13 protein-coding genes are annotated in these 15264 nt (G+C 72.6%); 5 read left to right on the top strand and 8 right to left on the bottom strand.

Features of this window, described 5'->3' with window-relative positions; translation table 11 throughout:
* Positions 1–4 precede the first annotated feature (4 nt).
* The 3 genes from B0I32_RS30400 to B0I32_RS30390 all read right to left on the bottom strand — a co-directional run bounded on the left by B0I32_RS30400 (position 5) and on the right by B0I32_RS30390 (position 3651).
* Positions 5–2371 carry an FdhF/YdeP family oxidoreductase gene (locus tag B0I32_RS30400; RefSeq protein WP_219912075.1) on the bottom strand — a complete coding sequence of 789 codons (2367 nt, stop codon included), beginning with the start codon at positions 2369–2371 and terminating at the stop codon, positions 5–7.
* Between the two features lie 259 nt (positions 2372–2630).
* Complete coding sequence (locus B0I32_RS30395; RefSeq protein ID WP_106245608.1) at positions 2631–3248, bottom strand: VOC family protein; 618 nt, start codon at positions 3246–3248, stop codon at positions 2631–2633.
* A gap of 46 nt (positions 3249–3294) precedes the next feature.
* Positions 3295–3651, bottom strand: coding sequence for a VOC family protein (locus B0I32_RS30390; RefSeq protein ID WP_106245606.1), 357 nt, complete (start codon positions 3649–3651; stop codon positions 3295–3297).
* 250 nt (positions 3652–3901) lie between these two features.
* Here B0I32_RS30390 and B0I32_RS60150 point away from each other — a divergent pair, with 250 nt between their 5' ends.
* From B0I32_RS60150 to B0I32_RS30365, 4 genes are all read left to right on the top strand, one after another.
* Positions 3902–7378, top strand: a complete 3477-nt coding sequence (locus B0I32_RS60150; protein ID WP_245956120.1) for a LuxR C-terminal-related transcriptional regulator — start codon at positions 3902–3904, stop codon at positions 7376–7378.
* Positions 7375–8634, top strand: a complete 1260-nt coding sequence (locus tag B0I32_RS30375; RefSeq protein ID WP_245956119.1) for an ROK family protein — start codon at positions 7375–7377, stop codon at positions 8632–8634. The genes B0I32_RS60150 and B0I32_RS30375 overlap by 4 nt, the downstream gene beginning before the upstream one ends.
* A gap of 20 nt (positions 8635–8654) precedes the next feature.
* The gene (locus B0I32_RS30370) at positions 8655–9374 is read left to right on the top strand and encodes an N-acetylmannosamine-6-phosphate 2-epimerase (protein ID WP_181307935.1); all 720 of its coding nucleotides are present in this window, start codon (positions 8655–8657) and stop codon (positions 9372–9374) included.
* Positions 9375–9512: 138 nt separating this feature from the next.
* Entirely contained in the window at positions 9513–9884 is a 372-nt protein-coding gene (locus tag B0I32_RS30365; protein ID WP_106245600.1) for a DUF488 domain-containing protein, read from the top strand.
* Positions 9885–9946: 62 nt separating this feature from the next.
* Here the strand turns inward: B0I32_RS30365 and B0I32_RS30360 are convergent, their stop codons facing one another.
* The gene (locus B0I32_RS30360; RefSeq protein WP_106245599.1) at positions 9947–10891 is read right to left on the bottom strand and encodes an alpha/beta fold hydrolase; all 945 of its coding nucleotides are present in this window, start codon (positions 10889–10891) and stop codon (positions 9947–9949) included.
* Positions 10892–11062: 171 nt separating this feature from the next.
* On the opposite strand from B0I32_RS30360, the gene B0I32_RS30355 reads away from it, so the two are divergent.
* On the top strand, positions 11063–12013 hold the full coding sequence (locus B0I32_RS30355) for a helix-turn-helix transcriptional regulator (protein ID WP_106245597.1): 951 nt from the start codon (positions 11063–11065) through the stop codon (positions 12011–12013).
* A gap of 127 nt (positions 12014–12140) precedes the next feature.
* On the opposite strand, the gene B0I32_RS30350 is transcribed toward B0I32_RS30355, so the two are convergent.
* The 4 genes from B0I32_RS30350 to B0I32_RS30335 all read right to left on the bottom strand — a co-directional run bounded on the left by B0I32_RS30350 (position 12141) and on the right by B0I32_RS30335 (position 15263).
* Positions 12141–12758: an SDR family NAD(P)-dependent oxidoreductase gene (locus tag B0I32_RS30350; RefSeq protein WP_106245596.1), complete on the bottom strand. Its 618-nt coding sequence runs from the start codon at positions 12756–12758 to the stop codon at positions 12141–12143.
* A 284-nt stretch (positions 12759–13042) separates the two neighbouring features.
* A complete protein-coding gene (locus tag B0I32_RS30345) occupies positions 13043–13660 on the bottom strand; it encodes a hypothetical protein (protein WP_106245594.1) in 618 nt (205 codons plus the stop codon).
* 91 nt (positions 13661–13751) lie between these two features.
* On the bottom strand, positions 13752–14684 hold the full coding sequence (locus tag B0I32_RS30340; RefSeq protein WP_106245884.1) for a LysR family transcriptional regulator: 933 nt from the start codon (positions 14682–14684) through the stop codon (positions 13752–13754).
* A gap of 96 nt (positions 14685–14780) precedes the next feature.
* Positions 14781–15263: a cation:proton antiporter regulatory subunit gene (locus B0I32_RS30335; RefSeq protein WP_106245593.1), complete on the bottom strand. Its 483-nt coding sequence runs from the start codon at positions 15261–15263 to the stop codon at positions 14781–14783.
* Position 15264 lies beyond the last annotated feature (1 nt).

Here is a 15264-nt window from a genome sequence, read left to right as displayed (position 1 = left end):
GTCGTCAGCCGGGCGCGCCCGTTTCGCGGGCGGGTGTCACCTCCACGACGAGGTGTTTCGTGACGGGCTGGGCGCTCTGCGTGCTGACGTCGGCGATCCCGCACAGGACGTTGAGCTCCGGCATGTAGCCGGCGGCGCACCCCGGCGGAATCTCGTAGCGGACCGCCCGGTAGCCGTGCACCGTCCGCCGCGATCCGTCCCTGGAGATGCTGGTGATGTCGACCAGGTCGAACTCCCCGAGCCCGCGCTCGCGCATGTCGCCCTCGTTCATGAACACGATCGTGCGCAGCCCCTTGACGCCGCGGTAGCGGTCGTCGTTGGAGTAGATGGTGGTGTTGAACTGGTCGTGCGAGCGCACCGTGGTCAGCAGCAGCCGCCCCTCGCCCGGGTCGGTGTCGTCGGGCAGCGGCGGGCAGGCGAACTCGGCGCGGCCGGACGCCGTCAGGAAGACCCGCTCGCGGGCGAGCTGGCGGATGCGGAAGCCGTGCGGATGGCGGGCGCGGGCGTTGAAGTCCTCGAACCCGTCCAGCACCCGGGCCATCGTGTCCCTGACCCGGTCGTAGTCGTCCACGTAGTCCTGCCACGGCGTCCGGCTGCCCGGCAGCGTCGCCTCGGCCATGCCCGCGATGATCGCGCACTCGGAACGCAGGTGCGGCGAGGCCGGAGGCTTCATCCCGTACGAGATGTGCACCATCGACATGGAGTCCTCGACCGTGACGCCCTGCACCCCGCCGGCCTGGTGGTCCTCGTCGGTCCTGGCCAGGCAGGGCAGGATGAGCGCGCGCCGGCCGTGCACGAGGTGACTGCGGTTGAGCTTGGTGCTCACCTGCACGGTCAGTTCGCACGCGCGCAGCGCCTCGAACGTGTACGCCTGGTCGGGCGTGGCCAGCGCGAAGTTGCCGCCCAGCGCGACGAACACCTTCACCTCGCCCCGGCGCATCGCCTCGATCGTCCCCACGGTGCCCAGGCCGGGCTCGCGCGGCGGATCGATCCCGCAGACCTCCGCCAGCCGGTCGAGGAACGCCGCGTCAGGGCGGTTGTTGACGCCGCAGGTGCGGTTGCCCTGCACGTTGCTGTGCCCGCGGACGGGACACGGCCCGGCCCCCTCGCGGCCGAGGTTGCCCCGCAGCATCAGCACGTTGACGATCTCCCTGATGGTGTCGACGCCGTGCTCGTGCTGCGTCAGGCCCAGGCACCAGGCGATGATCACCCGTTCCGACGCCAGGTAGGAGTCGGCCAGCCGGCGGATCGCCTGCTCCTCCACGCCGGACCCGCTGACCAGGTCCGCCCACGGGGTGGCCGCCACGGCCGCGCGGTACTCCTCGAAGCCGTGCGTGTAGCGGGCGATGAAGTCGCGGTCGAGGACCTCGGGCGTCTGCTCCGCCCGCTCCAGCACGGCCTTGGCGACGCCGCGCATCAGGGCCAGGTCGCCGCCGATGCGCACCTGGACATTCATCGTGCCGGTCCTGGTCGTCCGGAACGTGGCCATGTCGATGAACTCGTGCGGCACGATCGTCCGCCGTGACGCCGCCTCGATCAGCGGATTGACGTGGATCAGCTGCGCGCCGCGCCGGTCGGCCTCGGCCAGCCACGTCAGCATCCGCGGGGCGTTCGTGGCGGCGTTGTCGCCCATCAGCCAGATCGCGTCCGCCTGCTCCCAGTCGTTGAGGTCGACCGTGCCCTTGCCGGTGCCGATCGCCGCCGTCAGCGCCCGGCCGCTGGCCTCGTGGCACATGTTGGAGCAGTCCGGCATGTTGTTCGTGCCGTACTCACGGACCCAGAGCTGGTAGAGGAAGGTCGCCTCGTTCCCGAGCCGCCCCGAGGTGTAGAACGCGGCCCGATGCGGGCTGTCCAGCCCGCGCAGCGTCTCGCCGACCAGCGCGAACGCGTCCTCCCAGGAGATCGGCCGGTACGTGTCGCTGCCGGGGTCGTACGCCATCGGCTCGGCGAGCCGGCCCACGGCCTCCAGGTCGTGGTCACTCCACTGGGACAGCTCGGCGACGGTGTGGGCGGCGAAGAAGTCACGATCGGCCTTGGCCGGCGCCAGCTCCCACGTCGCGTGCTTGATGCCGTTCTCGCAGATGTCCAGCCGCAGCCCGCTCGGGTCGTCCGGCCATGCGCAGCCGGGACAGTCGAACCCGCCGTCCTCGTGGTTCATCACGAGCAGCGCGCGCAGGCCCTCCACGGGCTCGCCCGCGCGCCGGAGCACGTGCGCCACGCTGCGCGACGCGCCCCATCCCGCGGCCGGATGGTGGTAGTCGTGGCGCGAGTAGTCGCCGGGGGCGGGGCCGCGGCCGAGCGCGGGCTCGCCCGGCGCCCCGCCCAGCATCCGCCGCTCGGCGTCGGGCCGCCCGTCAGCCGGTGATGTCATCTGAAGGTCCCTCCGATCGGCGGGCACGGTGGCCTGGGGCCACCGCGTCCGGCCCTGCCTGGCGGGGGGAACGCGCTAACGCGTGGTCACCTACCCACTGGCGGGCACGGAAGACCTCGCCACCCTGCGGCCTCGCCTCAGACGGACGCCGCCGCTCCACGCACGGCTTGCTCCGGCTCAGGCGGAGGGCGCCGTTTCTCGCGCGGCGTGCTCCGGCTCAAGAGGAGGTCGCTCGCTCTTTGCGCGGGCGTGCTCCGGCTCAGGCGGGCACGGACGCCGCTTCCCAGACGAAACCGTCCGGGTCGGTGCAGGGACCCGCGGCGCCGCCCATCACGATCCCGTGCGAGCCGGTGCCCTCCTGAGGCATGCCGGTGTCCTTGGCGAGCGCGCGGCGCGGGTAGAGCGCGAGCGTGACGGCCGAGGACGGGGTGTCGAACTCGACGTACTTGCCGCCGAAGCTCTTGGCCACGGCCAGGCCGCGATCGACGTAGAAGCGCTTGCTCGCCTTGACGTCCGCCACGCCCAGCAGCAGCGCGACCTGGTCGATGCGGCGGGTGACGGGGCCGGAGTCCTTCTTCTTCGAGGTGGCGATCTTGCAGATCGTCCCGTCGGGGGCGCGGACGACGGCGCCGTACCCCCAGAAGCTCTTCGTGGCCGGCTTCAGCGTGGTGGCGCCGGCGTCGAGCGCCACGCCGACGAGGGCGTCCACGTCGCCGGGCTGGGACACCACGAGGGACAGCGCGAACCCGCGGAAACCGGCCGCCGGCGCGTCGGAGGCGCGCACGCTCACGTACGAGCTCAGGCCGAACGCCGCGTAGAAGGCGTCCGCGGACGCGGGGTCGGGGGTCTCCAGGGTGACGGAGGCGAGAGTGGTCATGACTGGTCCTTCCAGGTTTGTCGTGATGTGGGGTGGTCGAGTGTGCTCACTGGTCCTGGAGCAGCCCGAGGACGTTGCCGTCGGGGTCGATCACGGTGGCCGTCACCCGGCCGCCGCCGACCTCGTGCGCGGGCTCCTGCACGGTGGCGCCGGCGGCGGTCAGCTCGGCCAGCTTCGCCTCGATGTCCTCCACGTGCCAGTACGCCACCGGCGCCGTCATCCCCTGCGGCCCGCCACCCGGCACCAGGCCGATGTGCTGGCCCGCGACGTCGAAGCCGACGTAGTAGGACGCGTCGGTCTGCGGCTGGACGCCGAGCAGGGCCGTGTAGACGGCCTTGGCCTTCGACAGGTCGGACACGGGGTGCAGCACGGTCTTGATGCCCTGGGATGACGAGGCGGTCATGGTCGCTCCTGTGGTCGGGGGCCGGTGGGCGGCCCGCTGTCTTCGTGTCCACAGCCTCTCGCCGGGACCGCCCCGCCCACATCCGTGGTGACCACGGAACCGACCACGGATTCCCGGTACGGATGCACGTCACGGATCCGTACGGATCGCTGCGCACGGACACACGCCCGAAGAGACGTACGGGGCGCCGCGAAGGGGTGGCACAGGGGCGACGCGGAGGGGACATGCTGACGTGCGGCAAACTAGGACGGTGCTGGCAGAAGTGGAGATATCACCTCGCGAGGCCGAGGTACTGGAGCTGGTCGGTGCCCACCTCAGCAACGCCGAGATCGCGGCCAAGCTGTGCATCTCGGTCCGTACCGTGGAGAGCCACGTCTCCTCGCTGCTGCGCAAGCTGGAGGCGCCGGACCGGCGGGCACTGGCCCAGCGCGCACCCGAACCGGCCGGATCCGGCTCCTCGGGATCCGGCCCCTCGCGCCCGGCCCCGGTGCTGCCGGCCCCGCTGACCTCGTTCGTCGGCCGGGTGACCGAGCGGGCCCAGCTGACCGACTTGATCAGAACGCACCGCCAGATCACCGCCGTCGGGCCCGGCGGGGTGGGCAAGACCCGGCTCGCACTGGCGGTGGCCGCCGACGCCGCCGGCGACTACGCGGACGGCGTCTGGTTCGTCGACCTGGTCCCGGTCGCCGACCCCGGCATGATCGCCACCGCGGTCGCCGGCGCACTCGGCCTCGGCGAACAGCCCGGCCGCGACCTGACCGAGTCCGTCCTCGCCGCCCTGGCCGACCGGCACGCCCTGCTCATCCTGGACAACTGCGAGCAGGTGGTGGACGGGGTGGCCCTCTTCCTTGAACGCCTCCTCGCGGCCTGCCCCCGCCTCACGGTGCTGGCCACCAGCCGGGCCCGGCTGATGGTGCCGTTCGAACGGGTGTACCCGGTCCCACGCCTGTCGCTGAGCGCCGACGGCAGCTCGGACGCGGTCGCCCTCTTCCTGGAACGCGCCGCCGCGACCGGCCACCCCCCGAACCCCCCCCCCCCCCCCAGCCACAACCACCCACCGCCCTCCAGGACCGATTTCGCGTCGGGCGGCACGCCGGCCCCCGGGACCGCCTCCACGCAGAGCAGTACGCCGACCCCTGGGACCGATCCCGCGTCGGGCGGCACGCCGGATTCCAGCACCGATGCCGAGCCGGGCCGCACGCGGGATCCCGGACCCGGACCCAGATTCGGAACCGGGCCAGGACCCGTAACCGGACCCGTAACCGGACCCGGATTCGGACCCGGAACCGATCCGTTGTCGGCCGGTCACGAGAGCCATCCTGCGCAGGATTCCGTGCCGGATCCCCGAAGCACCACATCCCTCTCACCAGACGCCCTCCCGGGGGCCTCGCTCAGGGAGCGGATCTCCGTGATCTGCGAGCGGCTGGACGGGATGGCGCTGGCGATCGAGCTGGCCGCCGCCCGGTATCCCACGCTCGGCCTGGACGGCATCACCGCGGCCCTGTCCCATCCGCTCAGGATGCTCACCGGCGGGTCGCGGGCCGACGAGCGCCACCGTTCGATGCGGGCGGCGCTGGACTGGAGCCACACCCTGCTGGAGCCGTCCGACCGTGCGCTGCTGCGCCGGGTGTCGGTGTTCGTGGCGCCGTTCACCGTCGCGGCGGCGGCCGAGGTGGCCGGTTCGGACGAGGGCCTGGTCGCGGACGGGCTGGCCCGGCTCGCCGAGCAGAGCCTGCTGACGGTGACGGCCTCCGCCGCCGGCACGGAGTACCGCGCGCTGGAGACCATCCGCCAGTACGGGACGGAGCGCCTCACCGAGGCCGGCGAACTGGCTGCCACCCGGACCCGTCACCTGCGCTGGTGCCTGGCCCAAGCCGCCGGGCTGGCCGTGGTCCGGCAGGACTGGCGGGCCAGATTCGACCTGGTGGCCGACGACCTCCGCGCGGCCCTGGCATGGGCGGCCGAGCAGCCGGAACAGCGCGCCGACGCCTGCGACCTGGCCCGAATGCTGGCGGAGCTGACCTTCACCCGCAACCTGACCGGCGAGTCCCAGCGGCGCTACGAGCAGGCGGCCGGACTCGCGACCGACCCCGCCGTCACCGCCGCGATGCTCCGGCAGGCCGCAGCCGTGGCCGGCTGCCGCACGGCGGGCGACGACATGTACCGCCTGCGCCGCGCAGCCGCGGAAGCCGCCCGCGAGGCCGGGGACACGGCCGGCACCGCCGTCGACCTGGCCACCGCCGCCACCATCGCATTCCGCTTCTCCAGCACGTTCACACGACTCCCGACCCGGGACGAAGCACTCACCCTGATCGCCGGGGCACGCAAGGCAGCCACCGGCCATCCGCCCGGTGACCGTCTGACCGGCCAGGGCCCGGCTGGAGCGGGTCCCGCTGGCGCACACGCGGCTGGCGCGGGCCTGGTCGGCGAGGGCCCGGCTGGCGCGGGTCCGGTCGGGCAGGGTTCGGCTGGGGTGGATTCGGCCGATGAAGGTCTGGTCGGAGCGGATCCGGCCGTACGGGCTGCTGTGGCGCTGGCTGAGGCGGCGGTGATCACCGATACGTTCGGGGCCGCCCAGGGGCCGCCGGGCAACGCCGTACCGGAGACGAACGCGCGCGCCGAGCGGGCGGTCGAGCTGGCCCGCGAGACCGGCGACCCGCTCGCCGTCTCGGCCGCACTCGACGCGCTCACCGGAGCGCTGAGCTGGGCCGGCGACACGTTCGCCACAGCGGCCACGGCCCGGCACCGGATCGCGCTCCTGTCGTCCCTGTCGACCGGCACCTACGAGACGATGTGGCTGACCGGTACCCGTGAGCCGACGTCGCAGACGGGCACGCACGAGATGCTCTCGCCGGCCGCTACGCACGAGATGATCGACGCGCTCGGCATCGCCGTCGAGGCCGGCCTCGGTGCGGGGGACGTGCTCGGCGCCCGTCAGTGGGCGCGTCGGCTGGCCGACCATCCGTCGCTGGCCGAGGCGGGTCATCGTGCCACGTGCCGGCTGCTGATGGTCGACGCGCTGGCGGGCGACGTGGGTGAGGTGCTCACCGGCAGCGTACGGTTCCTCGACTCATGGCGGCGGGCCGGCAGCCCCTCCCGGCAGATCCTGTCTCCGGCGGCGGCCGGCGTGGCGATGATCCACGGCCTCCGCGGCGATCACGACGCCCGGCACGAATGGCAGGAGGTGGTGCGGCAACTCGGCACCCCGCCGGAGCACACCTACGGCTACGGGGCGGTCTTCGACGCGATCCTCCTGCTGCACCACGGGCAGGCGGCAGAGGCACTGGAGCGGATGGCCCCGGAGCCCCGCCAGGTGTGGAAGTGGGTCACCTGGATCTGGCTCCACTGGTACGTCGCACTCCGGGCCGAGGCCGCCGTACTAGCCGGAAGTCTCGACGCCCGCGCCCGGCTGACCGAGGCCGGAGACCTGGTCGAGGGCAACCCGGTCGCCGCCGCCATCGTGCGCCGAGCCGAAGCCCTGCTCGATGGCGACGAGGAGACGCTGATCGCCACGGCGGACGCGTTCGCCGCCGCCGGCTGCCCCTACCAGTCCGCCCGGACCTTGGTGCTCGCAGGCGGCGACCACGCCGAACGCGGCGCCTCCGCCCTCGCCACCCTCGGCCTCACCCCCATGACTCCGTCCCCCGGCCCAGTGCCCGGAAGCGGCCCGTCTACTGTGACCCCGGAAGAGAGCTCCGCAAAGAACGGAGGAAGGACGCCGCAGTGAGGGCCACAGGGATGAGCAGCGTGCCCGGCCCGGTCGCCGGAGCCGGCTTCGGCGGAACGGAGGCCACTGCCAGACGGGTCGGCGAGGCGAAAACCGCCCCCGATCGGGTCGCCGGAACCGACTTCGGCGAAACGAAGACCTCCGCCGGGCTGGTCGTCGGGGTGGACATCGGTGGGACGAAGACCGCTGCGGGGCTGGTCGACCCGTCCGGTGCCCTGCTGGCCAGCGCGACCCGGCCGACCCCCGCCGCCGAGGGGTGCGAGGCCATCCTCGACACCGCCGCCGAGCTCGTCCGTTCCGTCGCCGGTGACCGGTGGGGGAGCGTCACCGCGGTCGGCGTCGGCAGCGCGGGTGTCATCGATCCGGAACGCGGGGTGGTGGTCTCCGCCACCACCTCCCTGACCGGCTGGGCGGGCACCGACCTGCGCGGCGGCCTGTCCCGCAGACTCGGCGGCCTGCCTGTCGCGACCGCCAACGACGTGCACGCGCACGCCCTCGGCGAGCACTGGCGCGGCGCCGCGGCGGGATGCGCGGACGTGCTGCTGATCGCCGTCGGCACCGGCGTCGGCGCCTCCATCGTGCTCGGCGGCCGGGTACGGCACGGGCCGCACGCCGTGGCCGGGCACGCGGGCCACGTACCCGTACCGGCGGCGGCCGGCGCGCCCTGCCCTTGCGGCGGAACGGGACACGTGGAGGCGGTCGCGTCCGGCCCCGCGCTCCTCGCCGAGTACCTGCGCAGGGGCGGGACGCGCGCCGCCGACCTCGCCGGGGTCGCCCGGCTCGCCGCCGCCGGCGACCCGCTGGCCACGGACGTCCTGATCACCGGCGGGACCGCGCTCGGCCAGGCGATCGGCGGGCTGATGAACGTCATCGACCCGGAGATCGTGGTGATCGGAGGAGGCGTCACCGGCTGCGGCGACCCCTGGTGGCAGCCGGTACGCGCGGCCATCGCCGCCGAGACGCTGCCCGCCCTGCGCGACGTCCCGATCGTGCCCGCCGCCCTTTCCTCGACCGCCGCCCTCCTCGGCGCCGCCCGCCTGCCCCTGACCACCACACCGACGGCTATGACGACGGCCACAGCGACAAGAACGCCGGACACACCGGCAGGCACCATGAGCCAGACGGCGATGGTCACAGCGACAGGAACGGGGGACACCTCGGCAGGCACCTTGCCCCAGACAGCGGCGGACACCTTGCCCCGCTCAGTGACGGACGCGGCGGCGGAAGAACCACCATTCACCAGGAAGAACCCATGACGTCCCACCAGCAAGGCCCCATGACGTCCACGACCCCCGGTCATCCGGCGGTGCTGGAGGCGATCCGTGGCCGGCTCGTGGTCTCCTGTCAGGCCTATCCCGGCGAGCCGATGCGCGACCCCGGCACCATGTGCCGCATCGCCCAGGCCGCGGCAGAAGGCGGGGCCGCCGGGATCCGGGCTCAGGGCATCGAGGATCTGCGCCGCATCAGGGCCGCGCTCGACCTGCCGCTCATCGGCCTGTGGAAGGACGGCGACGGCGAGGTGTTCATCACGCCGACCCTCGATCACGCCCTCGCCGTCGCCGGCACGGGGGCCGACATCGTGGCCGTGGACGGCACCCTCCGGCCGCGCCCCGACGGCCGTACGTTCGCGGAGATCGTCGCCGCCGTGCACGACCGCACGGGCAGGCTCGTCATGGCGGACGTCTCCACCTACGAGGAGGGCGTGGCCGCCGCCGAGGCGGGCGCGGACGTCGTCGGGACGACCCTGTCCGGGCACACCCCGTACTCACGGCCGGGACCGAGCCCGGACCTCGACCTGGTCGCCGCGCTCAGCCGCGACCTGCCCGTCCCGGTGATCGCCGAGGGCCGCATCCACACGCCGGAGCAGGCCGGTGCGGCCATCGAGGCGGGCGCCCACGCCGTCGTCGTCGGCACCGCCATCACGCACCCCACGACCCTCACCCGCTGGTTCGCCGACAGCGTCACCCGATCGCCACGGGAGGTCCGTTCCGAGTGAGTACGGGTACGGTGACCCGCTTGTCAGGGGCTGCACCGCCGTGGAGGAGTCCCTGAACCCGGCTTGACGTCCACCGGCGTAGCGTCGATGCCATGAGAGGGACAGCGGCGGGCACGCCCCGGCGGGAAGGGGCACATCATGGCGGGTGACGACAGGGTGCAGGTGCGCCGGGTCTACGAGGAGCCGGCCGGCGACGACGGCACCAGGGTGCTGGTGGACCGGATCTGGCCGCGCGGGATGACCAAGGAGAGGGCGCACCTCGACGAGTGGTGCAAGGAGATCGCCCCCTCGACGGAGCTGCGTACCTGGTACCACCACGACCCCGACCTGTTCGCCGAGTTCGGCCGCCGCTACCGCGAGGAGCTCACCGAGCCGGAACGGGCGGCCGCCCTGGCGCACCTGCGCGAGCTCGCGGAGGGCGGCGCGCTGACCCTGCTCACCGCCACCAAGCAGGCGGAGATCAGCGAAGCGGCCGTGCTCGCCGAACTGCTTCGGGGCGACGGGGGCTGATCGTGGCCGGCCGGCGCCGAGCGGAACGGCCACTTCCCGGATGCCGGCCGGTCGTATCGCGCTCAGGCGGCATCCTGCTGTTCCAGCCACTTCACCATCGCCCGGTTCGTCTCCTCCGGCTTCTCCTGCTGGATCCAGTGACCGCAGTCAAAGCTGATCACCTCCACGCCGGGGACGAACTCCGCCAGGTTCTCACCCCGTGCGATCACATCCCTGTCGCCATAGATCATGAGGGCGGGCTGCCGGATGATCGGGTCCACGTCCGCCAGCAGGTGCCAGTTGCGGTCGAGGTTCCGGTACCAGTTGATGCCGCCCGTGAATCCCGATGATTCGAAGGCGGAGACGAGGACGGCCAGTTCGCCGTCGCTCATGACGGGCTCACCGAGTGGTGTTTCCGCTCTGGCGAGATCGATCAGCGCCATGCCCGGCCGAGGCTTTCCCGGGGGCTCGTTCTTCCGGTACAGGTTGCGGAGAAACTGGAAGGTGTGGTCGTCGAACACGGCGTCCGCGACGCCCGGCTGCCGATTGAAGTGGACGAAGTAGAAGTCGCCGCCGAACATCTCTTCCATGAACTCGACCCACGGCTTCTCTCCGCGCGCCTGGTAGGGCAGGCTCAGGTTGATCACCTTGTTCACCCGGCCGGGGTGCAGCAAGGTCAGTCCCCAGACGACGAACGCACCCCAGTCATGGCCGACGAAGGTGGCGTCTTCGTATCCATAGTGGTCGAGGAGCGCGACGAGGTCACCTGACAGGTGTTCGATGTCATAGTCCGTCACTTCGGCCGGGCGGGACGAGTTGCCGTAACCCCGCTGGTTCGGTGCGATGACGTGGTAGCCGGCCGCGGCGAGGGCGGGCATCTGGTGGCGCCAGGAGAAGGCGTGCTCCGGCCAGCCGTGGCAGAGCACGATGGGTTTTCCCGCGTTTTCCCGGCCCGCTTCGAAGACTTCGAGTTCCACACCGTTGACCGGAACAAGAGTGGGCTCGGGAAAATCGGTGGGATTGAGCATCGCGTTTCCTCTCTGTCTTTTCGGGGCGATCGGGCGACGAAGGTCCCGAAGAAAACGTCGGCGCACCCTTGGTGTCCGCTCGCGGTCGACCTCGTCGGTGAGATCAGGTCGCCATCTTGCCCACCGAAACCGGTCACCTCATGACCGGTTTTCTGTGGAAGTGTTGGCGGCGTGCGAACGGACCGGCTGGTGGCCATCCTCCTCATGCTGCAACGGCGCGAGCAGGTGACAGCGGCAGAGGTCGCCCGGGAGCTGGAGGTCTCCGAGCGCACCGCCCGCCGCGATCTCGACGCCCTGGCCATGGCCGGGGTGCCCGTGTACTCCATACAGGGCCGAAGCGGCGGCTGGCGCCTCGTGGGCGGCGCCCGCACCGACCTGTCCGGATTGACCGCGAGTGAGGCCCGCGCCCTGTTCCTGGTCGCCGGCCAGGCCTCGGTGGCGACGCCGGCCGTGAAAGCGGCGCTGCGCAAACTCGTCCATGCCCTGCCGGAACCCTTCCGGGTGCAGGCCGAGGCGGCGGCGTCGTCGTTGGTCATGGACCCGCAACGATGGGGGTCGAGCCGGGTCGAGCACCGGCCGCCTCGCCGCCTCGACGAACTCCAGGACGCGGTGATCCGCGGCGTCCAGGTGCGGCTCGGCTACGTCGACCGCGAAGGCGCCGAAACCGAGCGAACCGTCCATCCGCTGGGCATCGTCGCCAAAGGATCGACGTGGTACCTCGTCACTCACACTGACGCCGGCCGACGGACGTTCCGGATCGACCGCGTGTCATCCGTCGAGCCGACCGGCGATCCCGTGCACCGACCCGACGGGTTCAACCTCGCTGAGAGCTGGAGGGAGATCGCCGACAGAGTCGACCGCATGCGAACACCCCTCGAAGCCCGGGCCGTGTGCACTCCCGAAGGGGTCGGCAAGCTCCGGATGTCGCTCGGGGACCGGCTCGAGGTGGGCGGTTCCACGGTCGACGGCCGCATCGAGGTCGTGATCCGCGGCTACAACGAGTACGCGCTCGCGGGCGAGCTCGCCGGGCTCGTCGAATGGCTCGAAGTGACCGGCCCACCCGGTGTGCGGGACCACCTCACCCTGATCGGCAACGCGCTCATCGAGCGATACGGCACCTGAGACGGCCTCGACGCCTCCGGCCGTCAGCCGCGCGGTGATCTCGATCCTGCCCGCTCCGCACACCGCCGGCGGGTACGCGCACGTCTACGGCAGGCAACCTGGAGTCCTTGTCCACCACCACACCGACTCACCGTTCCGTGGTGGCGAGGGCGACGTGGGGCGGCTCGACCAGGGCGAGGATCGGCGTGTCCACCAGGCCGGGGCACAGGGCGTTGACGCGGATGCCGTCGGCGGCCGGCACCAGGGCCGATGAGCGGACCAGTCCGATCAGCGCGTGCTTGGCGGCGGAGTAGAAGACGTCGGGGGAGGGGCTGAGCCCGGCGATGCTGGAGACCACGACGACGGAGCCCGACGCCTGCGCGCGGAACGCCGGCAGGCAGGCCTGGAGCCCGTAGACGGCGCCGTCGAGGTCGACGGCCATGGTCGCGCGGTAACGTTCGGCGGTGAAGTCGTGCCGGCCGCAGCTCCCGGGGCCGCCGGCGTTGAGCACGGCGACGTCCAGCCGGCCGTAGGCGGAGATCGTCTCGGCGACGGCGGCGTGATTCTCCTCGGGCCGCGTGACGTCCAGCCGGACGAACAGACCGCCGATCTCGTCGGCGACGGCCCCGCCCCGGACGGCGTCGAGGCCGGCGACGGTGACCCGGACACCCGAGCGTGCCAGCCGCCGGGCCACGGCGGAGCCGATGCCACCACCCCCACCCGTGACGAGCGCGACGGGCCCGGCCCGGCGGCCGATCCCGGTCATGGGCGGGGGTATCGGGTCGGATGTCGGTCTCGTCGTGGGCGTGCTTCGTCGGAGAGGCGGTAGATCTCGGCGCCGCGCCGGCCGAGGCCGTGTCTGCGCAGGTGGCGGCCGCCAGCAGCGCGGGCAACTGGCCGGCGCCGGCGCCGCGCAGCCCGTAGAAGACGGCGAGCGGGCCCGCCACCTCGACGGCGATCAGCCCGATCGTCTTCCGCCGGCCGGCGGAGACGCTGGAGGCGGCGGTCATCGCGTCGCCTGCCGGAATGTGGCGGTGAGTATCGGGCGGCTCAGCCGGGTGTCTCGGCCGCGAGCAACTCGGCCGACAGCAGGATGGGCGAGTCGTAGGGAGACCCGACGTGGTAGGCCGCGTACCGGCCCGGCGCCAGCAGGGCCGCGTCCACCCTCGCCGTCAACGCGGAGGTCAAGGTGCCGAGCCGCACCTCCCGGCCGCCGCCGTCGCCGTCCAGTACCTCTCCCACCACCCGCCGCACGGGGGCCGGAGCGCGCAGCACGCCGAGCAGGTCACGCGCCTGGCTGTGGGTCAGGCCCACGACCATGCCCATGAGAAGGAGCACGGTGAACGGGCCGAAGAAGACGAGGACGAACAGGCTGTCGCCGGTGCGAGGCGCTCCGATCACCACGTTGATCAGTGAGACCAGCAGGGGGACGACGAGCAGCACCAGCACCACCACGCCGCCCAGGGCCAGCCCCGCCACGTGCAGGGCGAGGCGGCGGATCAGCCGGCGCCGCTGCCCGGGGGCCAGCCGGCCGTCCCGGTTCGCGTCCAGATCGGCGGGGGAGCAGCGCAGCTCCGCGGCCAGCAGCGCGGCCATCGCGCGCAGGGCGTCGAGGTCGTCCGTCCAGGCCGGGGCCGGCTCGACAGGGTGATCTCCGTCGTACGGCAACTCCGGCCTCCTCCGCCGACCCGCGGTTCTGATCACCATTGAGCCCGCCGAACGGCGCGATGTCCATGCCGCCGGCGCGGCCAGGCGCTGATCAGGCCGGGAAGAGGGCGCGGTCGGGGCCGGGCAGCCAGTGGTCCCCGGTGGCGTACGGGCGGAACCGCTCCTTCACGTACGCGATGAGCAGCGGCAGCGACGGATGCCGGTTCGCCTCGTGCCACATGAGCGACCACGGGTACACCGGCGTGGGATCGACGATCGGAATCTCGACGACGTCGAGAGGGAACGGATACTGCCGCTTGTTGCCGAACGTGACGACCTCGGGCGAGCCCGCGACCCGCTCCGCGATGTGGTCCCGGCCGAAGAACGGGCCGGAGCTGTCGATGCGCACGCCGAACTCGGCGCTGAGGAACCGGTAGAAGTCCGCCCACTCGCTGTCGTGGGCGGCGTTGCCCGGCATCCACGCCGTCGAGCCCGACAACTCCTCCATCCGGACCCGCCTGCGCCTGGCCAGCCGGTGCCGCCGCCCGACCAGGACGGGGATCGGCTCCAGGCAGGCGGGGACGCGCCGGATCCCCTGAGCGAGCGGCTCCATGGCGCGGCCGAACGCCGCGTCCACCGAGCCCTCGGCGAGCATCGACCCCCGCGCGCCGGCGCCGCGGGAGACGACGATGTCGACGTCGGCGTCACCCGCCTCGTAGAAGGCCCGGACCAGGTCCATGGAGGCCGTGTCACGGCCGAGCACGTCGATGCGCAGGGCCCGGCGGCGCGCGCGGAGCATCGCCGCGGCCTGGTCGGCCATGCTGATCAGCGCCCGGGCGTGCGGAAGGAAGGCCGCTCCGTCCTCGGTCGGCCTGACCCCGGTGCGCGACCTGAGCAGCAGCGACACGCCCAGGTCGGATTCGAGCTTGGCGATCCGCTTGGACACGGCCTGCTGGCTCATGCCCACGCGGGCGGCCGCCTCGGTGAAGTGCCCGTCCTCGACGACGGCGAGAAAGGTCCTGACGGCGCCGAGGTCCAGCTCCATGAACCGCTCCTGGTGGGGTACGTCGGGTGTCGGCCGCAGCACATCGTAGGACGGCCGCCGATCACGAGGCGACACCGCAGCCGGGAGCGGACGGGCCTACCCGCCCGTCAGGATGCCCGCGACCTCGTGCACGCTCTCCTCACTGCCCACGACGACGATCACGTCGCCGGCGGCCAGCGTGAACTCGGGCCCGGGACTGGAGGCGATCTGCGCGCCGCGCACCACCGCCACGATCGACGCGCCGGTACGGGTGCGCACCCGCGCGTCACCCATGGGCCGGCCGGCGTACGGGGAGCCGGCCTGGATGGGGAGTTTCTCGCTGACCAGCCCCTCCACCTGGTCGTGCAGCGCGTCGAGCCGCCGGATGATGCGCGGCGCGCCGAGCAGTTCGGCCAGGGCGTCGGCCTCGTTGTCGTTCAGCACGACGACCGCGCCCGCCTGGTCCGGATCGTCGGCGTCGTAGATGACCAGGTCCCGGCGGCCGGTGCGGTACGACACCACCCCGATGCGCCGCCCCGAGCTCGTCCCGAACAAATGTCGTAGTCCGATCCCTGGCAACGCCGTCTGCTCGATCTCCACC

This window comes from Nonomuraea fuscirosea, assembly GCF_003001935.1.
GTDB classification, from domain to species: Bacteria; Actinomycetota; Actinomycetes; order Streptosporangiales; family Streptosporangiaceae; genus Nonomuraea; species Nonomuraea fuscirosea.
The sequence above is the reverse complement of the archived record's forward strand: the minus strand, read 5'-3'. Positions and strand labels throughout refer to the sequence as shown.